The sequence below is a fragment of the Bradyrhizobium lablabi genome (assembly GCF_900141755.1).
Classification (GTDB): Bacteria; Pseudomonadota; Alphaproteobacteria; order Rhizobiales; family Xanthobacteraceae; genus Bradyrhizobium; species Bradyrhizobium lablabi_A.
In genome coordinates, this window is record NZ_LT670844.1 from 7,701,990 (window position 1) to 7,728,687 (window position 26,698).

The 26,698-nt window shown below is 62.7% G+C and carries 25 protein-coding genes; 21 read left to right on the forward strand and 4 right to left on the reverse strand.

Annotated elements, in window-relative coordinates; translation table 11 throughout:
• Window positions 1-53 precede the first annotated feature (53 nt).
• The 6 genes from B5526_RS36120 to B5526_RS36145 all read left to right on the forward strand — a co-directional run bounded on the left by B5526_RS36120 (window position 54) and on the right by B5526_RS36145 (window position 8,306).
• Complete coding sequence (locus B5526_RS36120) at window positions 54-2,927, forward strand: autotransporter outer membrane beta-barrel domain-containing protein (RefSeq protein WP_079545945.1); 2,874 nt, start codon at window positions 54-56, stop codon at window positions 2,925-2,927.
• A gap of 37 nt (window positions 2,928-2,964) precedes the next feature.
• On the forward strand, window positions 2,965-3,744 hold the full coding sequence (locus tag B5526_RS36125) for an adenylyl-sulfate kinase (RefSeq protein ID WP_244562150.1): 780 nt from the start codon (window positions 2,965-2,967) through the stop codon (window positions 3,742-3,744).
• A gap of 99 nt (window positions 3,745-3,843) precedes the next feature.
• Window positions 3,844-5,055, forward strand: a complete 1,212-nt coding sequence (locus B5526_RS36130) for a cytochrome P450 (protein WP_079544390.1) — start codon at window positions 3,844-3,846, stop codon at window positions 5,053-5,055.
• Window positions 5,056-5,223: 168 nt separating this feature from the next.
• Window positions 5,224-5,451, forward strand: a complete 228-nt coding sequence (locus B5526_RS36135) for a hypothetical protein (RefSeq protein ID WP_079544391.1) — start codon at window positions 5,224-5,226, stop codon at window positions 5,449-5,451.
• Between the two features lie 316 nt (window positions 5,452-5,767).
• Entirely contained in the window at window positions 5,768-7,492 is a 1,725-nt protein-coding gene (gene ilvD, locus B5526_RS36140) for a dihydroxy-acid dehydratase (protein WP_079544392.1), read from the forward strand.
• Entirely contained in the window at window positions 7,479-8,306 is an 828-nt protein-coding gene (locus tag B5526_RS36145; RefSeq protein WP_079544393.1) for a tetratricopeptide repeat protein, read from the forward strand. Before ilvD ends, B5526_RS36145 begins: the two co-directional genes overlap by 14 nt.
• Window positions 8,307-8,310: 4 nt before the next feature.
• Here the strand turns inward: B5526_RS36145 and xth are convergent, their stop codons facing one another.
• The 3 genes from xth to erpA are packed head-to-tail and all read right to left on the reverse strand — an operon-like array spanning window position 8,311 to window position 9,810.
• A complete protein-coding gene (gene xth, locus B5526_RS36150; protein ID WP_079544394.1) occupies window positions 8,311-9,102 on the reverse strand; it encodes an exodeoxyribonuclease III in 792 nt (263 codons plus the stop codon).
• 43 nt (window positions 9,103-9,145) lie between these two features.
• Window positions 9,146-9,454, reverse strand: a complete 309-nt coding sequence (locus tag B5526_RS36155; protein WP_079544395.1) for a HigA family addiction module antitoxin — start codon at window positions 9,452-9,454, stop codon at window positions 9,146-9,148.
• Between the two features lie 26 nt (window positions 9,455-9,480).
• Entirely contained in the window at window positions 9,481-9,810 is a 330-nt protein-coding gene (gene erpA / locus B5526_RS36160) for an iron-sulfur cluster insertion protein ErpA (protein WP_079544396.1), read from the reverse strand.
• Between the two features lie 110 nt (window positions 9,811-9,920).
• On the opposite strand from erpA, the gene B5526_RS36165 reads away from it, so the two are divergent.
• The 13 genes from B5526_RS36165 (at window position 9,921) to surE (ending at window position 23,564) form a co-directional block, all read left to right on the forward strand.
• On the forward strand, window positions 9,921-11,129 hold the full coding sequence (locus B5526_RS36165) for a deoxyguanosinetriphosphate triphosphohydrolase (RefSeq protein ID WP_154071626.1): 1,209 nt from the start codon (window positions 9,921-9,923) through the stop codon (window positions 11,127-11,129).
• Between the two features lie 54 nt (window positions 11,130-11,183).
• A complete protein-coding gene (gene argS, locus B5526_RS36170; RefSeq protein WP_079544398.1) occupies window positions 11,184-12,977 on the forward strand; it encodes an arginine--tRNA ligase in 1,794 nt (597 codons plus the stop codon).
• A gap of 110 nt (window positions 12,978-13,087) precedes the next feature.
• On the forward strand, window positions 13,088-14,620 hold the full coding sequence (locus B5526_RS36175) for an SPOR domain-containing protein (protein WP_079544399.1): 1,533 nt from the start codon (window positions 13,088-13,090) through the stop codon (window positions 14,618-14,620).
• A 46-nt stretch (window positions 14,621-14,666) separates the two neighbouring features.
• On the forward strand, window positions 14,667-15,695 hold the full coding sequence (gene nagZ, locus B5526_RS36180) for a beta-N-acetylhexosaminidase (RefSeq protein WP_079545950.1): 1,029 nt from the start codon (window positions 14,667-14,669) through the stop codon (window positions 15,693-15,695).
• A complete protein-coding gene (locus B5526_RS36185) occupies window positions 15,692-16,519 on the forward strand; it encodes a segregation and condensation protein A (RefSeq protein WP_079544400.1) in 828 nt (275 codons plus the stop codon). The genes nagZ and B5526_RS36185 overlap by 4 nt, the downstream gene beginning before the upstream one ends.
• Before the next feature lie 18 nt (window positions 16,520-16,537).
• Entirely contained in the window at window positions 16,538-17,254 is a 717-nt protein-coding gene (scpB, locus tag B5526_RS36190) for an SMC-Scp complex subunit ScpB (protein ID WP_079544401.1), read from the forward strand.
• Between the two features lie 161 nt (window positions 17,255-17,415).
• Window positions 17,416-17,652 (forward strand): twin-arginine translocase TatA/TatE family subunit, encoded by a 237-nt coding sequence (locus B5526_RS36195; protein WP_079544402.1) that lies wholly within the window; start codon window positions 17,416-17,418, stop codon window positions 17,650-17,652.
• A 135-nt stretch (window positions 17,653-17,787) separates the two neighbouring features.
• A complete protein-coding gene (tatB, locus tag B5526_RS36200) occupies window positions 17,788-18,324 on the forward strand; it encodes a Sec-independent protein translocase protein TatB (RefSeq protein ID WP_079544403.1) in 537 nt (178 codons plus the stop codon).
• Window positions 18,321-19,145 carry a twin-arginine translocase subunit TatC gene (gene tatC, locus B5526_RS36205; protein WP_079544404.1) on the forward strand — a complete coding sequence of 275 codons (825 nt, stop codon included), beginning with the start codon at window positions 18,321-18,323 and terminating at the stop codon, window positions 19,143-19,145. The genes tatB and tatC overlap by 4 nt, the downstream gene beginning before the upstream one ends.
• Before the next feature lie 163 nt (window positions 19,146-19,308).
• The gene (gene serS, locus B5526_RS36210; RefSeq protein ID WP_079544405.1) at window positions 19,309-20,646 is read left to right on the forward strand and encodes a serine--tRNA ligase; all 1,338 of its coding nucleotides are present in this window, start codon (window positions 19,309-19,311) and stop codon (window positions 20,644-20,646) included.
• Window positions 20,647-20,858: 212 nt separating this feature from the next.
• Window positions 20,859-21,305: a hypothetical protein gene (locus B5526_RS36215; protein WP_079544406.1), complete on the forward strand. Its 447-nt coding sequence runs from the start codon at window positions 20,859-20,861 to the stop codon at window positions 21,303-21,305.
• A gap of 627 nt (window positions 21,306-21,932) precedes the next feature.
• A complete protein-coding gene (locus B5526_RS36225; protein ID WP_079545953.1) occupies window positions 21,933-22,622 on the forward strand; it encodes a Crp/Fnr family transcriptional regulator in 690 nt (229 codons plus the stop codon).
• 174 nt (window positions 22,623-22,796) lie between these two features.
• Window positions 22,797-23,564: a 5'/3'-nucleotidase SurE gene (gene surE, locus B5526_RS36230; protein WP_079544408.1), complete on the forward strand. Its 768-nt coding sequence runs from the start codon at window positions 22,797-22,799 to the stop codon at window positions 23,562-23,564.
• Window positions 23,565-23,720: 156 nt separating this feature from the next.
• Here surE and B5526_RS36235 read toward each other — a convergent pair whose 3' ends face one another.
• Window positions 23,721-24,098 (reverse strand): response regulator, encoded by a 378-nt coding sequence (locus tag B5526_RS36235; protein WP_079545955.1) that lies wholly within the window; start codon window positions 24,096-24,098, stop codon window positions 23,721-23,723.
• A gap of 283 nt (window positions 24,099-24,381) precedes the next feature.
• On the opposite strand from B5526_RS36235, the gene B5526_RS36240 reads away from it, so the two are divergent.
• The gene (locus tag B5526_RS36240) at window positions 24,382-25,032 is read left to right on the forward strand and encodes a protein-L-isoaspartate(D-aspartate) O-methyltransferase (RefSeq protein ID WP_154071627.1); all 651 of its coding nucleotides are present in this window, start codon (window positions 24,382-24,384) and stop codon (window positions 25,030-25,032) included.
• Window positions 25,033-25,140: 108 nt separating this feature from the next.
• Window positions 25,141-26,484 (forward strand): LysM peptidoglycan-binding domain-containing M23 family metallopeptidase, encoded by a 1,344-nt coding sequence (locus B5526_RS36245; protein WP_079544409.1) that lies wholly within the window; start codon window positions 25,141-25,143, stop codon window positions 26,482-26,484.
• Window positions 26,485-26,698 lie beyond the last annotated feature (214 nt).

The window sequence follows — 26,698 nt, forward strand, 5'->3', positions numbered from 1 at the left end:
TTCGCGCCCGGCTGTTGAGCGGTGCGTCGGCCATCGCGCTTCCGGCGGCCTCCATGGTGCTTGCGCTGGGCGTCTCTCTCTCGAGCGCGGCGAGCGCGCAAACTGTGATCCCCAGTGGGAATACGACCTACAACCTCAACCCCGCCAACAATCCCTTCCTTATCAATTCCGGTACGACGCGCACCAGCGCCGTATTCTACGACGCCATCTATGGCAGCAACGCCACGCCATGGACGCTGACCAACAACGGCTCGGTGACGGGAAACCAATCATCGGGCGTCCATCTCCAATCGCAGGGCACGGTGACCAACGCCGGGAGCATCACGGGGACGAATAATTTCGGCATTTACCTCCAGGGCGGCGGCATCGTCACCAACCGGGCCGGGGGTGTGATCCGCGGGTGGTACGGTGGTGTTTACTTTTATCGTGGCCCCCTCGGCGCGGACACGGTGACCAACGCCGGCACCATCACGGCGACGAACCCGAATAGCATCGGCGTGTTCCTGGGAGGGGGCGGCAGCGTCACCAACCAGGCCGGGGGTGTGATCAATGGCGGGAACGTTGGCGTTTCGGTGGTCGGCAACGGCGCCACGGTGACGAACGCCGGCACGATCACTGGGGGGAATCAAATAGGCGTCGTTCTGGGGAGCGGCACGGTCACGAACCAGGCCGGGGGTGTGATCAGCGCGAACTACCGGGGTGTAGTCATCACCGGCAGGGGCACGGTGACCAACGCCGGGAGCATCACGGGGACGAATAATTTCGGCATTTACCTCCAGAGCGGCGGCAGCGTCACCAACCAGGCCGGGGGAGTGATCCGCGGGGGAAACATTGGCGTTTATTCCAGCTTCGGCAGCAGCGCCACCAACCAGGCCGGGGGTGTGATCAGCGGGGGAAACATTGGCGTTTATTCCCGCGGCCCCGGCACGGTGACCAACGCCGGCACCATCACGGGGGGAACGAATTCGGTTCGATTCGAAGGCAACGGCCCCCACACGCTGATCTTGCAGACCGGCTCGGTGCTGAACGGCACTGCGAGCAGCACGACCCCAGCGGCAACCAGCGCGCTGATCTTGCAAGGCACCGGCACGGCCAATAATAATTTTATCAATTTCAACACCCTCGACGTGCAGGCGTCAGGTACCTGGACCTTGGGCGGCGCGTCGACGATCGGCGGCACCGTCACGGTCGAGAGCGGCGTGCTCGCGGTGACGGGAAGCCTCAGCTCGACCAATACGCTGACGGCGAACGCCGGCGGCACGCTTGGCGGCACCGGAACGCTTGCGACGACCAACGGCGTCTTCATCAACGCCGGCGGCGCGGTGCAGGGCGGCGTGCCCGGCACGATCGGCGCGCTGCAGGTGAACGGCAATCTCACGTTCAATTCCGGTAGCTTCCTCGCGACCGTGATCACGCCCTCAGGGACCAATAGTCTCGTCAAAGTCGGCAATGCCGCGACGCTCACCGGCGGCACCGTGCAGGTGACGGCGTCCTCGCTGTTCACGCATACCCAGACCTTCACCATTCTCACCGCGAATACCATCAACGGCGCATTCTCATCGGCCTCGCTGGTGGGTACGGCGTTCGCGCGCAATCCACGCCTGGCGGAGGACGCGCATGACGTGTTCCTCACCGTCGATTCCGGCTCGTTCGCCGCTGTGCTGCCGACCTCTGCGACACTCAATCAGGTCAATTCTGCCACACTCAATCAGGTCAATATCGCGAAAGCGATCGATAACGGGCTTGCCAGCAGTGGCATGCTGCCGGCCGGATTCCTGGCACTCGGTAATTTGCCGGTGACAAATCTTCCCAACGCGTTGACGCAGCTTTCCGGCGAGAACGCTACTGGCAACCAGCAAACCACCTTTGGTGCGATGACGCAGTTTTTGGGCACCTTGCTCGATCCGTTTGTTGGCGGGCGGGGCGAAGCATCGAGCCCGGCGTCGGGTGCGACGGGATTTGCGGAGGAGGGGGAGGCAAGCGCTTACGCCGCCGACAGTAAGAAGCGCAGCAAGAGCGAACGCGATGCCTATGCCGCTGTCTATACCAAGGCCCTGCCCACTGCTTCCTTCGAGCAGCGCTGGAGCGTGTGGGCGGCAGGCTTTGGCGGCTCGCAAACCACCGACGGCAATACGACGCTGGGATCGAACGGTGCCACCAGCCGTATCTACGGCACGGCAGTCGGCGCCGATTATCGTTTCTCGCCGTACACCATCGCCGGTTTTGCGCTTGCTGGCGGCGGCACCAATTTTTCCGTTGCGAATGCTCTCGGCACCGGCCGCTCCGACCTGTTTCAGGCCGGCGCTTATGTGCGGCATACGGTTGGACCGGCCTATATCTCCGGCGCGCTCGCCTATGGCTGGCAGGACATCACCACCGATCGCACAGTGACGGTCGCGGGCCTCGACCGCTTGCACGCGGAGTTCAACGCCAACGCCTTCTCCGGCCGTGTCGAGAGCGGTTATCGTTTTGTCACGCCGTGGACGGGCGGCATCGGGCTCACGCCTTACGCGGCGGGCCAGTTCACGACCTTCGATTTGCCGGCTTATGCAGAATCCGTTCTCGCCGGCACCAATGCATTTGCTTTGGCCTATGGTTCGAAGAGCGTCACCGACTCGCGCTCAGAACTCGGCCTCCGCACCGACAAATCCTTCGCGATGCAAAGCGGCGTTCTGACCCTGCGCGGCCGTCTTGCCTGGGCGCATGACTACAATCCGGATCGCACCATCGCCGCCACCTTCCAGGCCTTGCCCGGTGCGTCCTTCGTCGTGGGCGGCGCCGCACAGGCGGGCGACTCGGCGCTCACCACCGCTTCCGCCGAGATGAAATGGATCAACGGCTGGTCGGCGGCTGCCACTTTCGAAGGCGAATTTTCCAATGTGACGCGGAGTTATGCCGGCAAAGGTGTTGTGCGCTATACGTGGTGAGTGCTCCGCCAATTCCGTCAAAGCAAAGTCCAAAAAAATGCAACGCAAAATTCTCGTCATGGGGCTGCCCGGTAGCGGCAAGACGACGCTCTCCGCCGCGCTCGCGCCGCTACTCAATGCGGTCGTCTTCAACGCCGATGCGGTGCGCGCCAACCTCTCGCGCGACCTCGGCTTCAGCCACGAAGATCGTGTCGAGCACGCCCGCCGCATGGGCTGGATGTGCGATCGGGTGGTGGAGGCCGGCGGCACGGTGATCGCCGATTTCATTTGTCCGACATTGGAGACGCGCGCGGCCTTTGGCGACGCGTTTGTCATCTGGGTCGACCGGATCGAAGCTGGGCGATTTGAAGACACCAACCGGATGTTTGTCGCGCCCGACCGGTTCGACCTGCGCGTCACCGCCGACGGGGCGCCGCAATACTGGGCGGAGCACGCGCTGGCGCAGCTTCGGCCGGCATTCGATCCGCAGCGGCCGACTGCTTTGTTCATCGGGCGCTATCAGCCCTTCCATCCCGGTCATCAGCGTCTGATCGAAGAGGGATTGCGGCGGGTGGGCCAGGTCTGCGTCGCCGTGCGCGACACCCACGGCATCGATATAAAGAATCCGTTGCCATTCTTTGCGGTGAAGCAGCGTATCGAGGCCGGGCTCTCCGCCTATGCCGGGCGCTTCGTGGTGGTGGCGCTGCCCAACATTACCGACGTGTTCTATGGCCGGGACGTCGGCTATAACGTCGAGCGGATCGTTCTCGACGAAGCCACCGAGGAAATATCGGCAACCAAGATACGTCGGCTTGCGGCGCGTCCCGGCGAACATTAACGCCCGCAAACGCCTTTATGGGTTCCCTATAGGTTTTCGAATCGTCCGATCTGGAATTACTATGGCGAACTCCCCAGCTTGTGCGTGAAGGAGTAGCCCATGACGCTCCAGGCAGACTTCGCCAGTCAGGACTATTTTCGTGATCCCACTGCCGCGGTCGAAAAGCTCCGTACCGCCGGGCCCGTGGTGGAAGTGCGCTTTCCCCTCATGGGCAAGGTCTGGACCACAACGACGCAAGCGCTCGCCGATCGGGTGCTGAAGGATACCGAGACCTTCGCCATGCGGAAGGACGACGGCACCCTTGCCGGACTTCAGTGGTGGATGCCGCCGATCGTGCGCACGCTCTCCAACAGCATGCTGTCGATGGACGAACCGGATCACAAACGCCTGCGCGACATCGTCGACGAGGCCTTTCGCCGCCGCGCCGTGCTCGAGATGGAGCCGCATATTCAAGCCTTGGGCCATGAGCTCGCCGATGAACTGTTTGCGGAAGGGACCCCGGCCGATCTCGTCGAGCGCTATGCGCGCAAGCTGCCGCTGTCGGTGATCTGCGAACTGCTCGGGCTGCCGCTGGCCGACCGGCCAAAATTCATGGCCTGGGCGTCAGGCTTCACCCGCTTCACCGGCGCGATCGGGTTCCTGTTCGCGATGCCGAATCTCTATGCGCTGAAGCGCTATCTCGAGCAGCACCTCGCGACCGTTCGCGCGCACGGCGGGGAAGGGTTGATCGCCGAGATCGTGCGGGTCGAGAAGGAGGGCGGACGCATCAGCCCCAATGAAATCGTATCGATGGTGTTCTTGTTGCTGCTGGCCGGGCACGAGACCACCACGCATCTGATCAGTGGATCGGTGTTCGAGCTTCTGAGAAATCCGCAATTGCGCGACTGGCTCGAAGAGGACTGGAGCCGCGCCGATCTCGCGGTAGAGGAATTTCTGCGTTTTATCACGCCGGTGCAATTTACAAAGCCGCGCTATGTGCGGAAGGATGTCGAACTCGGCGGCGTCAAGCTGCGGAAGGGCGACAGGATCATGGTGATGCTGGCAGCGGCCAACATGGATCCGCAAGCTAATCCCCACCCCGAGCAGCTCGATTTGCAGCGCAAGCCGAACCGGCACATCGCCTTCGGCACCGGAATCCATTTCTGCCTCGGTCATCAGCTCGCGCGCATCGAGGGCAGGTGTGCATTGAAATCGCTGTTGCAGCGCTGGCCCGAATTGACGCTTGCGGTGGGTGAGAAGGAAATCAGGTTCCGCGAGCGGCCCGGCATCCGGGCGATCGACCGGCTGCCGGTCGCCCCCGGCGCGGCCTAGCGTGATGAATATCTAGCCGAAAAAATTTTTGACCAAAGAATTTGCTCGCCGCTTCGTGATGGCGCGCTCGGTAATAACCGTCGTCTTCAATGGCTATCTCGCCTGAACCAAACGCGGGATGCGCAGCGTGTCACGCTTCGCGAACGCGGCTGATCAAGGGAGAACAAAATGCAAAAGAAGATTTTGACGATTGCCGGTTCAGTGCTGATTGCCTTTTCCACTGTCCAGTTCGCCGCGGCCTCCGAGCACCAGGGCAAAACCCATCACCGGATCACCGCGACCGCGCAGTTCCGCCACAGCAATGCGTATGTGGAACCCGCGCCTCAACCGGAGTGGCCGGGCTACGGCTATGGCGGCTATTACAGCGGCGGCTATTCGGCGCCCGCCGGCCACTGATCTCGCGAGAAGTTGCTGATGCGAGGGCCGGTCAGGGGTGACTGGCCCTCTTTGCTTGGCGCCGCCGGCTTCCTAGATCCCATAGCAAATGGTTGCCGCAAGGCCACGATTGTTGCTTACTCGCAACACTCAGTGAACATTTAACCCTCACACCGGCAAACTCTTGCATGCGCCGCTATTTAGCCACACCCCTCAATGAAATCATCTTTCGTAGGCTGACGGCCACGGCGCTCGCGAAGGCGAAGGAAAATCCTGTCGTTTCCAGGATCTGCTTTTTCCGGGACTAACAAGAGATGGCTGGGGAAACAGGTTCGCGATGGACGCCAAGACCAGCATCAAGAAGAGACTGCCGAGCCGTCATGTGACGGAGGGCCCGGAGCGGGCGCCGCATCGCTCCTATCTCTATGCCATGGGGCTGACCACCAAGCAGATTCACCAGCCATTTGTGGGTGTTGCATCGTGCTGGAACGAGGCCGCGCCGTGCAATATCGCGCTGATGCGCCAGGCCCAGGCGGTCAAGAAGGGCGTAGTGTCGGCCGGCGGCACCCCGCGGGAATTCTGCACCATCACCGTCACCGACGGCATCGCCATGGGCCATGACGGCATGCGCTCATCGCTGCCGTCGCGCGAATGCATCGCCGATTCCGTCGAATTGACCATACGCGGCCATGCCTACGACGCGCTGGTTGGTCTCGCCGGCTGCGACAAATCGCTGCCGGGCATGATGATGGCGATGGTCCGGCTCAACGTGCCTTCGATCTTCATCTATGGCGGCTCGATCCTGCCCGGCAATTTCCGGGGCCAGCAGGTCACCGTGCAGGACATGTTCGAGGCGGTCGGCAAGCATTCGGTCGGCGAGATGTCGGATGCTGATTTGGACGAAATCGAGCGGGTGGCGTGCCCGTCGGCCGGCGCGTGCGGCGCACAATTCACCGCCAACACCATGGCGACGGTGTCCGAAGCCATTGGACTGGCGCTGCCCTATTCGGCCGGCGCGCCCGCGCCTTACGAAATCCGCGACGCCTTCTGCATGACCGCGGGTGAGAAGGTGATGGAGCTGATCGCTGCCAATATCCGCCCGCGCGACATCGTCACGCGGAAGGCGCTGGAAAACGCCGCCGCTGTCGTGGCCGCCTCCGGCGGGTCGACGAATGCTGCGCTGCACCTGCCCGCGATCGCCCATGAATGCGGGATTAAATTCAATTTGTTCGATGTCGCCGAAATCTTCAAAAAGACACCATATGTCGCGGATTTGAAGCCCGGTGGCCGTTATGTTGCCAAAGACATGTTCGAAGCTGGCGGCATACCGCTTCTGATGAAGACGCTGCTCGACAACGGCCATTTGCACGGGGATTGCCTTACCGTCACCGGCCGCACGATCGCTGAAAACCTCACGAGCGTGAAATGGAATCCGCACCAGGATGTGGTGCGGTCCGCCGACAAGCCGATCACCGTCACTGGCGGTGTGGTCGGCTTGAAGGGGAATCTTGCGCCCGAGGGCGCGATCGTGAAGGTCGCGGGTATGTCGAATTTGAAATTTACCGGACCGGCCCGCTGCTTCGATTGCGAAGAGGATGCGTTCGAATCGGTCCGCAACCGGACCTACAAAGAGGGCGAGGTCATCGTGATCCGCTATGAGGGGCCGCGCGGCGGTCCCGGGATGCGCGAGATGCTCTCGACCACGGCGGCGCTGACCGGGCAGGGCATGGGCGGCAAGATCGCGCTGATCACCGACGGCCGGTTTTCCGGGGCAACCCGCGGCTTCTGCATCGGCCATGTCGGGCCGGAGGCGGCGGTGGGCGGGCCGATCGCGCAGTTGCAGGATGGAGACATCATCGAGATCGACGCCGTGGTCGGGACTCTTAACGTAAAGTTGACCGATGCTGAGTTGGCTGAGCGCAAGACCAAATGGAAGCCTCGCGCGACCAATCATACATCAGGTGCACTTTGGAAATATGCCCAACAGGTGGGGCCGGCGGTAGATGGCGCTGTAACCCATCCGGGCGGGTCGCACGAGAAACAGTGTTATGCGGATATCTAGGCGTGCCATTTTTGCGTTGATTTTAGCCGCGCCGGTGGCGGCTCCCGGATTCGCCTTCGACGGCGCGCCCGCCGCCTCCCAGGATGCCACGATCCCCGTCGTTTCAGCTCAGCCTGGCGCTGGCGCCGCCGCCGCGCTGAAGAAGGTCATTGCCCCGGCCGCGCCCGACACCACCTCGCTGACCTCGTTGCAATATGCCGCCGAAGGCGGTCATCCCGTCGCGCAATGGAAATTGGGCCGGATGTATGCCGATGGTGACGGCGTCGCCCAGGACGATCTGCGTGCGTTTGAATATTTCAGCCGCATCGCCAATGCGCATGCCGAGGACAGCCCGTCGGCGCCGCAGGCCGCGATCGTCGCCAACGCCTTTGTCGCGCTCGGGCGGTATTACCTCAATGGCATCCCCAACTCGAAGGTGAAATCCGATCCGGAGCGGGCGCGGGAGATGTTCTCCTATGCTGCGTCTTATTTCGGCAATGCCGACGCGCAATACGATCTGGCGCGGCTCTATCTGCACGGTGCCGGCACCTCGCGGGATGATTTCCGCTATGGCGCGCGCTGGCTCGGGCTTGCGGCGCAAAAGGGCCAGCACCAGGCGCAGGCCTTGCTCGGCCAGATGCTGTTCAACGGCGACCAGTTGCCGCGCCAGGCAGCGCGCGGCCTCATGTGGCTGACGCTGGCGCGCGACAGCGCCGCGCCGGACGAGACCTGGATCAAGGAAAGCTACAACAAGGCGATCGCTAAGGCGTCCGAGGACGACCGCGCGATGGCGCTGCAGATGCTCGAGCACTGGGTGCAGGGCCGGCGGGATTGAGGCGTCACGCGGCCTCGAGATCGAGATCCGCCCACACCGGCACATGGTCCGACGGCTTTTCCCAGGCCCGCACGTAACTATCGATCCCGACATCGATCAGCCGGTCGCTCGCCTGCGGCGACATCAACAGATGATCGATGCGCAATCCCTGATTCTTCTGCCAGGCGCCGGCCTGATAATCCCAGAACGTATACTGGCCGGGCGCGTCGGTGACGGCGCGGAGCGCATCGGTGAGGCCTAAGCCCAGCAGCGACTGGAAGCTTTCACGGGTGGTGGGCCGAAACAGGGCATCGCCGACCCAGGCCGGCGCGTTATAGACGTCCTCGGCCTTCGGGATGACGTTGAAATCTCCCGCCAGCACCAGCGGTTCTTCCGCCATAAGCCGCTCCTTCGAATACTCAAGAAGTCTCGACATCCATTTGAGTTTATAGGGGTATTTTTCCGTATTCGGCGGGTTGCCATTGGGCAAATAGAGACAGGCGACCCGAAGCACGCCGCGCTTCAGTGGGACCACGCCCTCGATAAACCGGGCGTGGGAGTCTTCGTCGTCACCGGCGAGGCCCGATTTGGTCTCGTCGAATGGCAGTTTTGACAGCAGCGCGACGCCGTTGAACGTCTTCTGGCCGTGGGTGACGACGTTGTAGCCGAGCGATTCGATCTCAAGCCGCGGAAACGCCTCGTCGACGCATTTTGTCTCCTGCAGGCAAACAATGTCGGGCGAGCAATCCTTCAGCCAGGCGAGAAGCGGCTCGATCCGCTGCCGGATCGAATTGACGTTCCAGGTGGCAATGCGCATCAGTGGTTTTCCATTCGACTTCTAGACGTTTCCGATTCTGGGCTCACGCAGCTGCTCCCAGCGGGCGGGCGCGTCTAATCCGCTCCAGTTCACGCGGCGAATGCATGGCCTCCCACAAATCGTTGCGTCGCTGGACGTTCAGCCAGAAGTCCGGGCTGTTACCGAATACGCGAGCAAGGATGAGCGCAGTCGGCGCGGTCACGGCCCGCCGGTTGTTGCAGAGCTCATTGACGTGCTTCCGTTGCACGCCCATGGCCTCGGCCAACACGGCTTGCGTCAATCCCATCGGTTCCATGAATTCCTGAACCAGGATTTCACCGACGCTTGCCGGTTTGCGCTTCGTCATCAGCATGGCTTGAGCATGCCTTGTGCGCGAGCTCAGATCGAGAAACTGGTGCCGCAGCCGCAGGAGCCGGTGGCGTTGGGATTGACGACGCGGAAGGAGGCGCCGATCAGGTCGTCGACGAAATCGACTTCGGAGCCTGCCAGGAACGGCACCGAGGCCGGATCAACCAGCACCACGGCATTTTCGCTCGATATCACGAGGTCGTCCTCGGCTTGCGCGCGCTCGATGTCGAATTTGTATTGAAAACCCGAGCAGCCGCCGCCCTCGACGCTGATCCGCAGCATGGCGCCCTCGCCCTCGACTTTAAGGATTTCGGAGATACGGCGGGCCGCTCTCTCGCTGATGCTGACTGCGGTGGTCATGGCAAGGTCTCCAATATCGGGCGCGTCATCCCCAATTCATTTGGTCTGGCGCGCCCGGCATAGTTAAGTGCACCGTAGAGCAGAATCAAATGGATAGGGACTAAATCGCTGTGTCGGTCGGAATGGCTGCTGCTCGCTCCCCCTATGGCTGCGACCCCGATCGCAGCCGCGGACGGCTGTTTTCGGAGCCGCCGAGCCGGACCCGGAGCCCGTTCCGGCGCGATTGCGACCGGGTCATCCATTCCACGGCGTTCCGCCGCCTAAAGCACAAGACGCAAGTGTTCGTGTTCCACGAGGGCGATCACTACCGCACCCGGCTGACCCATTCGCTGGAAGTGGCCCAGATCGCCCGGGCGCTCGCCCGCCAGCTAGGGCTCGACGAGGATCTTACGGAAACACTGGCGCTCGCGCATGATGTCGGCCATCCGCCGTTCGGCCATGCCGGCGAGCGGGCGCTCGACGCCTGTCTGCACGCCCATGGTGGTTTCGACCACAACGCCCAGACGCTCCGTGTCGTCACGGCGCTGGAGCATCGCTATCCCGGTTTCGACGGCCTCAATCTGACCTGGGAAGCGCTGGAGGGCATCGTCAAGCACAACGGTCCGCTGACCGCGCGAAACGGCACCGCGGTCGGGCGCTATCGCGAGCACGGCATTCCCGTCGCCATCTCCGAATATAACGCGACCTACGACCTGGAATTATGGAGCTTTGCTTCGCTCGAGGCCCAGGTCGCGGCGATCGCCGACGACATCGCCTATGACGCCCATGACATCGACGATGGCCTGCGGGCGGGCCTGTTTAGCGTCGACGATCTCAAGGTGATGCCGCTGACCGCCGAAATGATCGCCGAGATCGACCGGCATTATCCCGCTCTCGATGATAACAGGCGCGGCGCGGAACTGGTGCGCGAACTGATTTCCTATCTGATCGGCGGGGTGTTCTCGGAATCGCGGCGGCGCCTGGAAATAGCCCGGCCGAAATCGGTCGACGATGTCCGCAACCATGGCGAGGTGCTGATCGCGTTTCCTTCAGGCGTCGCGGAGGCCGAGGCCGAGATCAAGTCGTTCCTGAAACTGCGGATGTACCGGCACGAGCGGGTGATGCGGGTGATGGGGGAAGCGGAAGCGATCCTGTTCGACCTGTTCGCGCGCTATCAGAAGACGCCTTCGGACCTGCCGGCCGAATGGCTGCCGCCGGCCGGCGGCACCGCCGAGACCGAGCGGGCGCGGCGGATCGGCAATTTTATCGCGGGGATGACGGACCGCTTTGCCATCACCGAACACCAAAGGCTTTTTGACTCGACCCCGGATTTGCGTTAGGCGGCGGCCTCAAAGCCGCGACGTCGGCGCAATTTCCGGTCTTAAGTCTTAGCCATGGTCGACAAAACCCCAGCGCCGCACCTGTTTGCCGATGTGCTCGCCCGCGTGCACGCGGTATGCGGCGCGCTGGCCGCCGAAGGCGGCTGGCCCGCGGGCATCGATCTATCCCGCGTGGTGGTCGAGCCGCCGCGCGACGCCGGTCATGGCGACATGGCGACCAACGCCGCGATGGTGCTGGCAAAAGAGGCAAAGACAAAACCGCGCGATCTCGCCGAAGCGATCGCGGCCAAATTGCGCGCCGATGATTTGATCGCTTCCGTCGATGTCGCCGGTCCCGGGTTTATCAACCTGACCTTGAAGCCAAAGGCCTGGTCGGATGCGCTGCAGACGGTGCTCGGCGAGGGCGAGAGCTACGGACGAAGCTCATTGGGTGCGGCCCAAAAGGTCAATGTCGAATATGTCTCCGCCAATCCGACCGGACCGATGCATGTCGGCCATTGCCGCGGCGCGGTGTTCGGCGACGCGCTGGCTGGGCTGCTGACGTTTGCAGGCTACGACGTGACGCGGGAATATTACATCAACGACGCCGGCGCCCAGGTCGATGTGCTCGCGCGCTCGGCTTACTTGCGCTATCGCGAGGCGCTCGGCGAGGCCATCGGCGAGATTCCGGAAGGGCTTTATCCCGGCGACTATCTGAAGCCGGTCGGGCAGGCGCTGGCCGCCCAATATGGCGACAAGCTCCTGACGATGCCGGAATCCGCGTGGCTGCCGCTGGCGCGCGGCAAGGCGATTGCGATGATGATGGACGAGATCAAGGGCGATCTCGCCGCGCTCAACATCAAGCACGATGTGTTCTTCTCCGAACGGTCGCTGATCGAAAGCGGGAATAACCGCGTCGCCGAAACCGTCGATTATCTTCGTTCCAAAGGCGACGTTTACGAGGGCCGTCTGCCGCCGCCGAAGGGGGCGCCGGTCGAGGATTACGAGGACCGCGAGCAGACATTGTTCCGCGCCACTGCCTATGGCGACGATGTCGATCGGCCGCTGTTGAAGTCCGATGGCTCCTACACCTATTTCGCCTCCGACATCGCCTATCACAGGAACAAGTTCGATCGCGGCTTCACCGACATGATCGACGTCTGGGGCGCCGACCATGGCGGCTATATCAAGCGCGTGCAGGCGGCAATCAAGGCTGTCACCGCGGGCAAAGCCGCGCTCGATGTGAAGATCGTGCAATTGGTAAAACTGCTGCGCAACGGCGAGCCGGTAAAGATGTCAAAACGCTCCGGCGATTTTGTCACCCTGCGCGAGGTGGTCGACGAGGTCGGCAAGGATGCCGTCCGCTTCATGATGCTCTACCGCAAGAACGATGCGGTGCTGGATTTCGACCTCGCCAAGGTGATCGAGCAGTCGCGCGAGAACCCGGTGTTCTACGTCCAGTACGGCCACGCCCGCGGCCATTCGGTGTTCCGCAACGCCCGTGAGGTGGTGCCGGACCTGCCGGAGGAGGCCCCCGCGAGGGCGGCCTTCCTCGCCAACGCCCCGGTCGAGCGGCTGACCGATCCGGCGGAGCTCGATTTGCTGCGGCGGCTTGCGCTCTACCCCCGGATCGTCGAGGCGGCGGCTCTTGCACATGAGCCGCACCGAATCGCTTTTTATCTGTATGATCTCGCCAGCGAATTTCATGCGCTGTGGACGAGGGGCCGCGATTTGCCCTATTTACGCTTCATTATCAATAATGATGCAGAGATCACAAAGGCGCGACTGGCGTTGGTCCAAGGCGTCGTCTCGGTCCTGGCATCGGGTTTGGCCATTTTGGGCGTCAATGCTCCGGACGAGATGCGGTAGTTAGGGGCATTTATACCGCTCACATGGGGATCTGTGGGGGTATCTGGCACAGGCTGGGTCGCTCGGAAGAGTGAATTGGCAAGCTTTCCCGAAGGGGACGCATCATCACGATGGCTGATCGGTATCAGGACAGACCTTTCCCCGCGGACGACGGTTACGACCGCGGCGGCGATCCGCGTGCCCCTGCCAGGGGCGAGAGCGATCCTTTGGCCGAACTTGCACGGCTAATCGGTCAGACCGACCCGTTCGGCACCACGGGCCGCGCCAATCAGCCGGCCCCTTCGCGCACGGCTGCCCGCGATCCCTACGAGCGCGACGCTTACGAACGCGATGCTTACGAAGATCAGCCGCCGCAGGCCGAGCCGGACGAACCTCCGCCCGCCGGCCCGCCACCATGGATGCAGCGCGCCAATCGGCAGGAAATCCCGCGGCAGGAAATCCCGCGGCAGGAAATCCCGCGGCAGGAAATCCCGCGGCACGAAGTCCCGCAACAGGATTATCCGAGCGCGGTGCATCCGCTGCAGCGCTACGCGACGCCGCGTGCCGCGCCCGAGCCGGTCTATGAGCCGGAGCCGGCTTACGACGATGCCGAGCACGAGGCCGATCCCTCGCGCTATGACGAGGCACTCTACGGACAGCTCGACACCGGGGAACATCAGCCGCAGCAGGCCTATGCGGACGACCCTTACACCTATCAGGATGGCTATGACGACGGCGCCGAAGAGGTGGCCCCGAAACGTCGCGGCGGCATGTTCACCGTCGTGGTGGTCCTGGCGCTGGCGGTGGTGGGGACTGGCGCCGCCTTTGCCTATCGCACCTATGTCGGAACACCCCGCAGCGGCGAGCCGCCGATCATCCGGGCTGACGCCGGTCCGACCAAGATCGTGCCTGCGCCGTCCGACGGCAGCGCCAAGGTGCCGGACCGCATGTCGGCCGGCGATGGCACCGAGAAGATCGTTCCGCGCGAGGAAGCCCCCGTTGACGTCAACTCCCGGGCCGGTCAGGCCGGCCCCCGCGTGGTGTTTCCGCCGCTGAACCAGAACGGCAACCCGCCGTCCGCGGCGAGTGTGGCGCCGACCGGTTCGGCGCTGGCAACTAACGGCACCCTGCCCAACAACGAGCCGCGAAAGATAAAGACCTTATCGGTCCATGGTGACCAGCCCGATGGCGCCGCGACGCCCGCTGCTGCCGCGCCGCCGCCACCGGCAGCGCCGGGGGCAAAACCGGTCACGACAGCGAAAACAACCGCCGCGCCGCGCAACCCGCCATCGTCGGCCAACGCGAGCGCCAATGGGCCGCTGTCGCTGGTGCCGGGCGGCCAACCGGCCCCAGCTGCGCCTCCGACCCGAATCGCCGCAACAAACCCGGTCCAGACCGCGCCGAGCGGCGGAGGCGGCAGCTACCTCGTTCAGGTGTCCTCGCAGAAGAACGAGGCCGACGCCCAGGCCTCCTATCGCGCTTTGCAGGGCAAGTTCCCGTCCGTGCTGGGATCGCGCAGTCCCGTGATCAAGCGCGCCGATTTGGGCGACAAGGGCGTTTATTACCGCGCCATGGTGGGGCCGTTCGACAGTTCCGAGGAGGCAGCGCAGTTCTGCGGCAGCCTGAAGACGGCCGGCGGGCAGTGCGTCGTCCAAAGGAATTAGTGGCCGTTTCCTTGACCCTTGGACCATGCGCGGGCTAATCGGCCGCATGAGCACGCGCGCATTCATCACAGGCGTATCCGGCCCGGCGCTCCGCGCCGACGAGCGCGATTTTCTGCGCGCGCAGCTTCCGTGGGGATTTATCCTCTTCAAGAGAAATATTGAGACGCCGCGTCAAGTTACGGCACTCATTCGGGAATTGCGGGATTCGGTTGGCGAGCCGGAGGCGCCGGTCCTGATCGACCAGGAGGGCGGCCGGGTCCAGCGCCTAGGACCGCCGCATTGGCCGGTCTATCCGCCGGGAGCCGCCTTTGGGGTGCTTTACGACATCGATCCGGCGCTTGGTCTATCCGCGGCGCGCCTGAGCGCGCGCCTGATCGCCGCCGATCTGGCCGATCTCGGCCTTACCGTGGACTGCTTGCCGCTGGCGGATGTCCCGGTTGCCGGAGCCGATGCCGTAATCGGCAACCGGGCCTATGGAACCGAACCCAAAAAGGTCGCGGCAATCGCCCGCGCGGTGACGGAAGGGCTGGAGCAGGGCGGCATATTACCGGTGCTCAAACATATTCCAGGGCATGGAAGGGCTACCGCCGACACCCATTTCAGGCTTCCGCAGGTCGATACGCCCAAAATGGAGCTGGAATTGACCGATTTCGCCGCTTTCCAACCGCTGGCGGACCTGCCCATGGCCATGACCGCACATGTTGTGTTTAGCGCGCTCGACCCCGCCCATCCGGCGACGACTTCTGCGACAATCATCAATCAAGTGATTCGCGGCGTGATCGGGTTCCAGGGTTTGTTGATGAGTGATGACGTGTCCATGAACGCACTCTCGGGATCGATCGCCGAGCGAACCCGGGCTATTTTTAGCGCCGGCTGTGACATGGTCCTGCACTGCAACGGCAAGCTCGACGAAATGCGTGAAGTCGCGGCAGAAACGCCCGAATTGGCGGGCTTGGCCCTGGATCGTGCCCGGCGGGCGCTGGCGTCGCGCAAACGCGCGCAAGCCTTCGATCGGGGCGCGGCACGGGCTGAATTGGACGTGTTGCTCGAACGGGCGGGAACCATAGGCGCATGACCGCGGAAATCTTGTCATTTGAAACGGGACGGCCGGCCGAACTGTCCGACGAACCGTCGCTCGTCGTGGACGTCGAGGGCTATGAGGGCCCGCTCGACCTCCTGCTCGCGCTGGCGCGGCAACAAAAGGTTGATCTCGCCAAAATTTCGATTCTGGCGCTGGCCGACCAATATCTGGTGTTCATCGAGGCGGCCCGGAAAATCCGCCTCGAGCTCGCCGCCGACTATCTTGTCATGGCGGCGTGGCTGGCTTTCCTGAAATCGCGCTTATTGCTGCCCGAACCCGCCACCGCGGACGGACCGAGTGCCGAGGAGATGGCAACCGCGCTCGCCAACCGGTTGCGCCGGCTGGAGGCCATTCGTGAAGCGTCGAACCGGCTGATGAATCGCCCGCAATTGCAGCGCGACATTTTTCCGCGCGGCAATCCCGAGCAGATCGCCGAGATCAAGCATCCCAAGTTCACCGCGACCTTGTTCGACCTGCTCACCGCCTATGCCGCGCAGCGCCAGCAGCGCGTGCTGGCAACCGTGCATCTGGCCAAGCGCACGGTGTGGTCGCTCGCCGAGGCGAGGGCCTCGCTGGAGCGTCTGGTCGGGATCGCCGAGGACTGGAGCCGTCTCGACGAATATCTTTTGAACTACGTGGTCGACCCCTCGCAAAAGGCGACGGTTTTTGCCTCCAGCTTCGCCGCCGCCCTGGAACTGGTGCGGGAAGGCGAGGTGGAACTGCACCAAAAAGAGGCTTTTGCGCCTTTGTATTTTCGTAAGCGTCCGCCGCAACCAGCTTCCGGCGCGATGACCGCGCCGGATCTGTCGGCTGAGTAAGTAGAAGGAGACCTTGCCATGGCAAGCCTGGCGGAAAAACGCAAAGCCGATGCCGAGGAGCGCGCGCCCGATTCCCAAGCGCGGCCCGAGGAACTGCGGCTTCTCGAAGCGCTGCTGTTTGCCGCCTCCGAGCCGCTCGATCAGGCCACCCTTGCCAAGAAGATGCCCGACGGCGTCGACATCAAGGTCGCGCTTGCGCAGTTGCAGGCGGATTACGCCTCGCGTGGCGTCAATCTGGTTCGCATCGCGAATAAATGGACGTTCCGTACCGCTGGCGATCTGTCCTGGCTGATGACGCGGGAGACGACCGAGACGCGGCGGCTGTCGCGCGCGGCGATCGAGATGCTGGCGATCATCGCCTACCATCAGCCGGTGACCCGTGCCGAGATCGAGGAAATCCGTGGCGTCGTCACCTCCAAGGGGACGCTGGATGTGCTCTTGGAAACCGGCTGGATCAGGCCGCGCGGCCGCCGCAAGACGCCGGGCCGTCCGCTCACCTTTGGAACCACGGAAGCCTTTCTGTCGCAGTTCAGCCTCGAGGCGCTCGGCGATCTGCCGGGTCTTGAGGAATTGAAAGGGACGGGCCTGTTGGATTCGCGCCTGCCGACCGGCTTCAGCGTGCCTACGCCGTCGGATGACCCGGCGTTGCGGGAGGACGAGGACCCGCTCGAGGTCGGCGATCTGGAACTGGCGCTGGCGCCCGCAGCCGAGCCGGAGAACGAGGGCGGAAGTTAATTCCCGCAAAGAGGCTGCGACACAACGTCGTCACCGGTTAACGTTCCGCCACGTTAACAGCGTTTTAACACAGCCTAAGTCCTTGTTTTTGACACCTCCTGAGCCTACTTTCCGGACAGATTAGGTCGGGTCGCCGGCCACTTGTTTTGGAGGGTTGCAGGATGGGTTCGCTAAGCATTTGGCACTGGATCGTCGTGATCGCAGTCGTCCTGCTGTTGTTCGGCCGCGGCAAGATTTCCGACCTGATGGGCGACGTGGCGCAGGGCATCAAGGCGTTCAAGAAGGGCATGCAGGACGATGAGAAAACTGCAGAAAAGCCCGAGCCCGTGAAGTCGATCGATCATAACGCTGCGCCCGCCACGACGGCGCGGAGCGATGTCGGCAGCAAGGCGGTTTGAACAGCTAAGCCTGCACGCTGGTCCGCAAGGCCTCGCCTTGATTTGCGGCGGCTGGACGGTTGAGGAATACGCGGGCGGCCCAAATCTTGTTTGGCAAGTATTGGGGTAAATCGTCTCGCGTGAGCGGAATTTTTCATGTTCGACATTGGGTGGAGTGAACTGGTCCTCATCGGAGTTGTGGCGCTGATCGCCATTGGCCCGAAGGAGTTGCCGGGCGTGCTGCGCACGGTCGGGCAATGGATGGGCAAAGCGCGCAAGATGGCCGCCGAATTCCAGGGCCAGTTTCAGGAAGCCATGCGCGAGGCCGAAATGGCCGACCTCAAAAAGAGTTTTGACGAGGTCAAGGAAGCCGCGGCTGGCTTTACCAGCGGCAACATCATGACTTCGCTGGAGAAGGACGTCGGCAGCGCGCTCCGCATCGACGACATCGACAAGCCGGCGACGGCCGCAGCAGAGACGCCCGCAATCGAGCCGCCGGTCACTCCAACGACGCCGGCGACGTCGAAGATCGACGCGCCGGAGCCGCCGGTCCCCGAAACATTCACCGAGGCCGACGCGCATGCGCTTGCCGCGCAGCCGCTGGCGATCACCCAGGAAGTCCAGCCTCAGCCCGCGCCGCAGGATACCGCGCCCGCCGCGCCTGACCTCCTCAAGGACGCCAAAGCGTCATGAGTGCCGAAGATATCGAGGCCAGCAAAGCGCCGCTGATGGATCATTTGATCGAGCTGCGCTCGCGCCTGATCAAGGCGCTGCTCGGTTTCGGCGTCGCCTTCATCTTCTGCTTCTTCTTTGCGAAGCAGATCTACAACGTGTTGGTATGGCCGTTCGTCTGGATCGCGGGCGCGGAAAACTCGAAATTCATCTACACGGCACTGCTGGAATATTTCATCACCCAGTTAAAACTCGCGCTGTTCGGCGCCGGTTTTATCTCGTTTCCGATCGTGGCGACGCAAATCTATAAGTTTGTGGCGCCCGGCCTCTACAAGCACGAGCGCGGCGCGTTCCTGCCCTATCTGATCGCGACCCCGATCTTCTTCCTGCTCGGGTCGATGCTGGTTTATTTCGTGGTGATGCCGATGCTGGTGCGTTTCTCGCTCGGCATGCAGCAGGCCGGCGGCGCCGAGACCGCGCAAATCCAGCTATTGCCGAAGGTCGGTGAATATCTGTCGCTGATGATGTCGCTGATTTTCGCCTTCGGGGTGGCGTTCCAGTTGCCGGTGATCCTGACGCTGTTGGGCCGGATCGGAATCATCACTTCGCAGCAGCTCCGCGAAAAGCGTCGCTATTTCATCGTGGTCGCCTTCATCATCGCCGCCGTCCTGACGCCGCCCGACGTGCTCAGCCAATCCTCGCTGGCGCTGCCTCTGCTGGCGCTGTACGAGGGCTCTATCATCGCCGTGCGCATGGTGGAGAAGAAGGCGGCAGCGGCCAGGGCGGCTGCCGGTACCCCGCCATCCGCCGCCCCGCCGCCGGCCGCGAATCCGGCGGAGTAGGGGCGGACCGCGCGGCGGCGCCTCATACCGGCTGTCATACTCCGTGAAAGCGGGGTATCCAGTACGCTGCGGCCTCACGGCTCTATCACTAACGCCTCTGGAATACTGGATGCCCGCCTTCGCGGGCATGACGGTTACAGGAATGCTTCAGGACTGAACGACAATGCACGACATCAAATGGATCCGCGAAAATCCCGAAGCTTTCGACGCCGGACTGAAACGGCGCGGGCTCGCGCCGATGTCGGCGTCGCTTTTGGCGATTGACGAGAAGCGCCGCGCGGCGATCCTGAAGTCAGAGCAGGCGCAGGCACGGCGCAATGCCGCGTCGAAGGAAATCGGCGACGCCAAGAAGGCCAAGGACGACGCACGCGCCTCTGCCTTGATGGCTGAGGTCGCCGAGCTCAAGACGACCATGCCGCAGCTCGAGTTGGCCGCGAAGGCGGCGGACGAGGAGCTCAACAAGGAACTCGCCGCTATTCCGAATCTTCCACTGGATGAAGTGCCTGATGGCACTGACGAGCATGGCAATGTGCAGCATCACGTCTTTGGAGCAGCGCGCAATTATGGCTTCGCGCCGAAACCGCATGACGATCTCGGCGATGCGCTCGGCTTCATGGATTTTGAAGCCGCTGCAAAGCTGTCTGGCGCGCGCTTTGTCGTGCTGAAGAAAGGTCTGGCGCGGCTGGAGCGCGCGATCGGGCAATTCATGCTTGACCTCCATACCAACGAGCACGGCTACACTGAGATCAATCCGCCGCTGCTGGTGCGTGACGAAGTGATGTTCGGCACCGGACAACTGCCGAAATTTGAAGACGATCAGTTCTGGGCCATCAAAGGTGAATTGCTGGCCGCTCCAGATGGCATCGGCAGATTAAGGAGCGAACGCCTCGGTCTCATCCCCACCGCCGAAGTGTCGCTGACCAATCTCGTCCGCGAATCTATCGTCGACGAAAAACAATTGCCAATGCGCCTCACCGCGTTGACGCCGTGCTTTCGCGCCGAAGCCGGTGCTGCCGGCCGCGACACCCGCGGCATGATCCGCCAGCATCAATTCACCAAGGTCGAGCTGGTCTCGATCACCACGCCGGAGACAAGCAAGGACGAGCACGAGCGCATGCTCGCCTGCGCCGAGGAAGTTTTGCGCCAGCTCGACCTGCATTACCGCGTGATGACATTGTGCGCCGGCGACATGGGATTTTCGGCGCAGAAAACCTATGACATCGAGGTCTGGATGCCCGGCCAGGGCGACGGCGGGGCTTTCAGGGAAATCTCAAGCTGCTCGGTGTGCGGCGATTTCCAGGCGCGGCGCATGGATGCGCGCTATCGCGGCCCCGACGGCAAGCCGCGCTTCGTGCATACGCTGAACGGCTCCGGCACGGCCGTCGGCCGCGCGCTGATCGCTGTCATGGAAACCTATCAACAACAAGGCGGCTCGATCGCGGTGCCCGATGTGCTGCAGACCTATATGGGCGGCGTCAAAGTCATCGACAAAGACCAATAGAGCCTGATTCAACTGAGTTGAATCAGGCTCTATGGTTATCTCCTTGTTTGAGCATGATCTTTTCGGAAAACCGGTTTCCACTTTTCCGGATCATGCTCTAGAGGCTGATTTATTCAACACGCACCGCCTTCGTTGTTGCGAAGGCTGTGCGTGCAAGTATCTTCGTCTCCTGCCTGCGGCGAGCGCCACATCTCGCGGAAACGAACCCTCTCATGGCCCTGCATCGCGATATTTTTTGGGTGGGCAGACAATGGGCCGTCACTGGCTATGGGCTGCAGGCGGTCGACCAGAAGCTGAAGGGCAAATTCGATATTGAGGCAGCGAGGATATGGGAAGACGGCCTATTGGAAGGCCTGCGCGCCGAGGCGTGGCTCAATGCCGATGATTTTGCCAAGGCACTCACTGTTGCCCGAAAGCGCTTTTCGGAACCGCCCCCAAAGGTTGCGCCGCCCGAGGAGCGTCTTTTGGGCCTCATCGAAACCGTCCTGAAGGAACCGGGTTCGAAAGAATCGAACCTGAAAGAAACGAAGGCGAAGGAAGTTGGCTTGAAAGAGAATCCGGTCGAGACGCAAAAACCTCCGGTTCATAAATTTGACATGCACATCGAAGGCTCGATCGCGAAATTCGTGCCGCAATGGCGCATCCGCGTGAAACGGTAACGACATCCGCAGCCGTTTGCAGAAAATCCGGCATTTGAGATACACTGGCCGCGATCATCATTCGATCCCTTCATCTTCCCTGATTAAGTTTTTCGAAGTGAGCGATTTTGAACACGGCACGTGACGCCGAAGAGTTCATTGTTCTAGTCGGCCGTCGGCCTCTCGCTGTGTTGGTCTTGTCAACTCCGGTCACACTCCAAATTCAAGCGATACGCCATGCCCGAATTTCAGCCGATATCGTCAGCGAATATTTCCGCCATCAAGCGTCCGAGCTGCCCGAGCTGCCGGCACAAGCGCATGCTGCTGTCGAGGCTTGAACCAAGATCATCCGCCTTCGGCCTCGGTACCTTCGAATGCCAGAAGTGCGGTTGCGTTCACACCGCGGTCATACCGAGCGACCCCATGACCTCGCGCATGCGCCGCTGGCTCGCGGGTGGATTACGGCGGCCGACGTAAGGTTGTTCCCCGCCTGGAACTGCTCGCCTCGGAAAATTCGGACCGAGCATGTTGGCCCTGCCAAGCCGGATTTATGTCGCCTACCGGACATCGCCGGATTATACTGGCGCCACGGCGGAATATGCCGGTGCGAAGAGCGTTCTGTTCTCCACCGGACGACGGACAGACGCCATGTCGTACGCACCACAATTTAAAGTAGATACCGCCTTTGATCCCCGGGTTTTTCTGGGCGGGGCCGGGCTCGGGAAAACCGTCGAATGCTACGCGAAGAACCAGAAGGTCTACAGCCAGGGCGACATCGCCGACACCATCTTCTTTATCCAGAAGGGCAAGGTGAAGATCACGGTTTTGTCCGAGCACGGCAAGGAAGCGGTGGTCGGGATATTCGCGGAGGGGCAGTTCTTCGGCGAAGGCTGTCTGGAGGGATCGGAATTACGCACCGCCACCAGCCAGGCCATGGAAGAGTGCCTGATCACGTCGATCACCAGGTCCGAAATGCAGGCGACGCTCGCGAGGGAACCGAAATTCTCCGAATTCTTCATCGCCTATCTGTTGTCCCGCAACAGTCGGATCGAAGACGATCTGATCGACCAGCTCTTCAACTCCAGCGAAAGACGGCTCGCGCGCCTATTGCTGCTGCTTGCGAATTTCGGCGAGGAAGGCTCAGCCCAGCCGATCGCGATCACGCTCAGCCAGGAGACCTTGGCGGAAATGATCGGCACCACCCGATCGCGGGTGAGTTTTTTCATGAACAAATTCAGGAAAAAGGGATACATCGACTACAACGGCAAGATCGAGGTGCACCGCTCGCTGTTGGACGCGGTGCTGCGCGAAAAGCCGGAGATCGGCGGGGACGATTAGCCCGCGAGCGTTCGAGCCTACTGCCGTTTCTGAATAATCCATTCGCCAGCCGCGCGGAAAGCGGCCCGCTGACGGGGCATATTGGCTGGATTACCGGGTTTGCCTCAAGGGCGCTAGCGGGATAAGACGGCGCACGGACAGCGACGGAACCGGCCGCAAAGGGCATCTGAACGCATGCGAATTCTCTGCACCAATGACGACGGCATCCATGCCCCTGGCCTGAAGATCGTCGAGGAAATCGCCCGCGCTTTGTCCGACGACGTCTGGGTGGTGGCGCCGGAGCTCGATCAGTCCGGCGTCTCGCATTCGCTGTCGCTCAATGATCCGCTTCGCCTGCGCGAGGTCGGCCCGCGTCATTTCGCGGTCCGCGGCACGCCGACCGACTGCGTCATCATGGGCGCGCGCCATATCCTCGGCGAGACCATGCCGGACCTCGTGCTGTCGGGCGTCAACAAGGGCCGCAATGTCGCCGAGGACGTCGTTTATTCCGGCACCATCGCCGGCGCCTTGGAAGGCACCATTTTGGGAATTCCGTCGTTTGCGCTGTCGCAGGAATTTTCCATGGAGACCCGCCACGCGCCGTTGTGGGAGACCGCGCTGAAATTCGGCCCGGAAATCCTGCGCAGGGTGATCGACGCCGGCGTGCCGAAAAACACCGTGATCAATGTCAACTTTCCCGCCTGCGCGCCGGACGACGTCGCGGGCGTGCGGGTGACGCGGCAGGGCAAGCGCAATCTCGGTTTTCTGAAAGTCGACCAGCGCCGCGATGGCCGCGGCAATCCTTATTTCTGGATCGGATTCGAGCGCCTCGCGCAGGTCGACGTGCCGGCCGAAGGCACTGATTTGGCGGCGCTCGCCGCGCGCTATGTCTCGGTGACGCCGCTCCGGCTCGACCGCACCGACGACGAATTCGCGCAGGCGCTGACGGCGACGCTGAAATAGGGAGCGGGCAGGGCGCTGCGTCATATTTTGGCTGTCATACCCGCGAAAGCGGGTATCCAGTACGCCGCGGCCTATCGGCTCAATCACCAGCGCCTCTGGAATACTGGATCGCCCGGTCAAGCCGGGCGATGACGGCTCTGTTGCCTGGGCACAGCCCTAAACGGTGGCGCTCTTCAGCGCAGTATCGATCATCCGCGCCAAGGTCTCGATCTGGAAGGGCTTTTGCAGCGCCGGGCGGTCGCGGTATTCCTCGGGCAGACCCGACGAGCCATAGCCGGTGGCAAAGATGAACGGGCGGTTGCGCGCCGTGATCAATTCGGCGACCGGCGAGATCACCTTGCCGTTGACGTTGACGTCGAGAATGGCGAGGTCGAACTCGGCGGTTTGCGCAAGCCGGATCGCCTCGTTGATCTCGCCGGCTTCGGCCACGACGCGGTAGCCGAGCTCTTCCAGCATGTCGGCGACCATCATCCTGATCATGACCTCGTCTTCAACGAGGAAGACAGAACCGCCCGGCGGCCGCGTCGCATTCATCAAAGGAATCCTTGCCCGTCCCAAGATCAGGTTCGCAAATAACGCCATCTGGTGCAATGTCTACGTGACGAACGCGACCCCCCATGATCGTTGTCAACGCGCGGTTTTCGGACGGTCGCTCCGCCAACATCCGCCGTGCCTCAACGCCAGGATGCAGTACGGTGTTCCCTAGCGGGAACAGGGATTTGAGGGGAAAGTTTTCCTTAAACCGGACCGCGCATATTGCCTCAAACTGGTCGGCAGCGGCGCTAGACTGCTGGGCTACACCCTTAGAGAACAGAAAATGCCCGCTGCCCAAAATCCGCCGGAAAAGATGATGTTTCAGCTTTCCCTCCGGCGGCGTGGGATCAGCGATCTGGCGGTGCTTCGCGCGATGGAGGAAGTCCCGCGGGACCTTTTCGTGGCAGCGGCCGATCGCGCCGATGCCTATCGCGACAGTGCGCTCGGCATCGCCTGTGGGCAAACAATCAGCCAGCCCTTCGTGGTCGCCTACATGACCGAGCAGCTTCAGTTGCAAAAGCAGCACCGGGTGCTGGAGATCGGCACCGGCTCGGGATATCAGGCGGCGATCCTGTCGCGGCTTTGCCGTCACGTGCTGACGATCGAGCGTTACCGGACGCTCGCCGACAGCGCCCGGTCGCGGCTCGAAGAGCTGCGCTACGACAATATCGAGGTGCTGCTGGGGGACGGTTTTGACGTCCCCCCGGGCGCGGGCCAATTCGACCGCATCATTGTCACCGCTGCGATGGAGCAAATCCCGCAAAGCCTGACGGCGCGGCTCGAGCCCGGCGGTATCCTGATCGCGCCGGTCGGGCCGCACCGGGGCATCCAGACCCTGGTCCGTGTCACCAGGACGGACACCGGTCTCGAGCGCAAGGAGCTCGTGGACGTCCGCTTCGTGCCGGCGCTGCCGGGCGTTGCCCGCGAACTGTAAATTTACGGATCGGCTGTTCCGCCAACGTCTTATTGGCAGGATTAAGCGGTTGTTTACTCCCGACGTGTTTACTCAAAACAATATTTTGTTGCGTATGAGTGAGTAACCATGTCCCTCGTCGAGTTGCTTTGCTCGCGCCGCGTGCCGCACGTCGCGGTGCTGGCGCTGATCTCGATCGGCTTTGCCGGCTGCAGCGCCGACATGTCGACCCGCCTCTCGCAAGCGCAAAATCCCTTTTCCAATCCGTATGAATCGCAACCGGAAGCCACCGGCACCGTGCCGGCGCCCGCGGTCGAGCGCCGCGAGCTTCCACAATATGCCCGTCCGCAATCGCAATACCAGTCGCAGCCGTTGCCGCCACAGGTCGTGGCTCCGCGGTCCTATCCGACGGCAAATGGCGGTGTGTCCGGAGGCGGGCGGGGGCTTGCCTCCTACGCTGCGCCCGGCCAGCCGATCGAGACCACCGGCAGCGTTGCGCCGCGCTCGGTCGCGGCGACCCGCGCGCAGGGTACCACGATCATTGTCGGCACCAGCGACACCGTCGATATCCTGGCGCGCCGTTATAATGTCACTCCCGCCGCCATCCTGCAGGCCAACGGCTATAAAGGCCCGCGCGCGCTGTCGCCGGGCCAGCAGCTGATCATTCCGCATCCCGCCGCCACGGTGGCCGCAGCGCCAGCCCTGGCCGCGCCGGCGAGCAAGCCGGTCGCGGTCGCAGCAGTGCCATCGGTTCACGTCGTCAATCACGGCGACACACTGCTCAGCATCGCGCGCCGCAATCATGTGTCGGTTGCGGAACTGGCCAAAGCCAACAACATCAATCCCCACGCAAAACTCAAGCTCGGCATGAAGCTTACCGTGCCGGCTGCGAAGACCGCCGCCGTCGCTCCAGCGGCGCCCGCGGCAGTTGCCACCGCCCAACCCGCCGCGGCTTTGGCGCCGCCTGCGACAAAATTGGCCGCAGCGATCCCCGCCGGTCCGCAGCAAACCGCGCGGCTGGCCCAGGCCACCACCAAGATCGAGGACATCCCGGCGGAGGCGCCGGTCAAGGCCGCTGAAGCAACCGGCGCGTTGCCGACGTTCCGTTGGCCGGTGCGCGGCAAGGTGATCACGAGCTACGGCGCCAAGACCAACGGCAAAGCCAATGACGGCATCAATCTCGCGGTGCCCGAAGGCACGCCGGTAAAGGCGGCGGAGGACGGCGTCGTCGCCTATTCCGGAAACGAGCTCAAAGGCTATGGCAACCTGGTTCTGGTTCGGCACTCCAACGGTTACGTCACCGCATATGCCCATGCGAGTGAACTGCTGGTGAAGCGCGGCGACACCATCAAGCGCGGTCAGATCATTGCCAAATCGGGTCAGTCGGGCGAGGTGGGGTCGCCGCAGCTCCACTTCGAGATCCGCAAAGGATCTACCCCGGTTGACCCGCTTCAATTCTTGAATGGCGCGTGAGGCGGCGCGCCGCTGAGGCTAACGTTCCATCCACATACACAACTGTCTTCGCCCGGCATAGCCGTCCGAAGGACGGCGTCGCTTCCGCTCGCCTATGACCGCGCGATCCAGTATTCCAGAGGCGGCAGTGATTAATCGAGAAGCCGCGGCGTACTGGATCCCCGCTTTTCGCGGGGATGACTGCCTACTGCGCCGTGCGCTCTGTGTTTTTTCT

Coding starts and splice junctions, on each gene's coding strand:
- tatC (WP_079544404.1), top strand. CDS start 18,321: ATGAGTGCCGAAGATATCGAGGCCAGCAAAGCGCCGCTGATGGATCAT.
- B5526_RS36195 (WP_079544402.1), top strand. CDS start 17,416: ATGGGTTCGCTAAGCATTTGGCACTGGATCGTCGTGATCGCAGTCGTC.
- tatB (WP_079544403.1), top strand. CDS start 17,788: ATGTTCGACATTGGGTGGAGTGAACTGGTCCTCATCGGAGTTGTGGCG.
- B5526_RS36155 (WP_079544395.1), bottom strand. CDS start 9,454: ATGCTGATGACGAAGCGCAAACCGGCAAGCGTCGGTGAAATCCTGGTT.
- B5526_RS36125 (WP_244562150.1), top strand. CDS start 2,965: ATGCAACGCAAAATTCTCGTCATGGGGCTGCCCGGTAGCGGCAAGACG.
- B5526_RS36130 (WP_079544390.1), top strand. CDS start 3,844: ATGACGCTCCAGGCAGACTTCGCCAGTCAGGACTATTTTCGTGATCCC.
- B5526_RS36245 (WP_079544409.1), top strand. CDS start 25,141: ATGTCCCTCGTCGAGTTGCTTTGCTCGCGCCGCGTGCCGCACGTCGCG.
- scpB (WP_079544401.1), top strand. CDS start 16,538: ATGGCAAGCCTGGCGGAAAAACGCAAAGCCGATGCCGAGGAGCGCGCG.
- nagZ (WP_079545950.1), top strand. CDS start 14,667: ATGAGCACGCGCGCATTCATCACAGGCGTATCCGGCCCGGCGCTCCGC.
- xth (WP_079544394.1), bottom strand. CDS start 9,102: ATGCGCATTGCCACCTGGAACGTCAATTCGATCCGGCAGCGGATCGAG.
- B5526_RS36145 (WP_079544393.1), top strand. CDS start 7,479: ATGCGGATATCTAGGCGTGCCATTTTTGCGTTGATTTTAGCCGCGCCG.
- erpA (WP_079544396.1), bottom strand. CDS start 9,810: ATGACCACCGCAGTCAGCATCAGCGAGAGAGCGGCCCGCCGTATCTCC.
- B5526_RS36135 (WP_079544391.1), top strand. CDS start 5,224: ATGCAAAAGAAGATTTTGACGATTGCCGGTTCAGTGCTGATTGCCTTT.
- B5526_RS36120 (WP_079545945.1), top strand. CDS start 54: ATGGTGCTTGCGCTGGGCGTCTCTCTCTCGAGCGCGGCGAGCGCGCAA.
- surE (WP_079544408.1), top strand. CDS start 22,797: ATGCGAATTCTCTGCACCAATGACGACGGCATCCATGCCCCTGGCCTG.
- ilvD (WP_079544392.1), top strand. CDS start 5,768: ATGGACGCCAAGACCAGCATCAAGAAGAGACTGCCGAGCCGTCATGTG.
- B5526_RS36175 (WP_079544399.1), top strand. CDS start 13,088: ATGGCTGATCGGTATCAGGACAGACCTTTCCCCGCGGACGACGGTTAC.
- B5526_RS36225 (WP_079545953.1), top strand. CDS start 21,933: ATGTCGTACGCACCACAATTTAAAGTAGATACCGCCTTTGATCCCCGG.
- B5526_RS36215 (WP_079544406.1), top strand. CDS start 20,859: ATGGCCCTGCATCGCGATATTTTTTGGGTGGGCAGACAATGGGCCGTC.
- serS (WP_079544405.1), top strand. CDS start 19,309: ATGCACGACATCAAATGGATCCGCGAAAATCCCGAAGCTTTCGACGCC.
- B5526_RS36185 (WP_079544400.1), top strand. CDS start 15,692: ATGACCGCGGAAATCTTGTCATTTGAAACGGGACGGCCGGCCGAACTG.
- B5526_RS36240 (WP_154071627.1), top strand. CDS start 24,382: ATGCCCGCTGCCCAAAATCCGCCGGAAAAGATGATGTTTCAGCTTTCC.
- argS (WP_079544398.1), top strand. CDS start 11,184: ATGGTCGACAAAACCCCAGCGCCGCACCTGTTTGCCGATGTGCTCGCC.
- B5526_RS36235 (WP_079545955.1), bottom strand. CDS start 24,098: ATGAATGCGACGCGGCCGCCGGGCGGTTCTGTCTTCCTCGTTGAAGAC.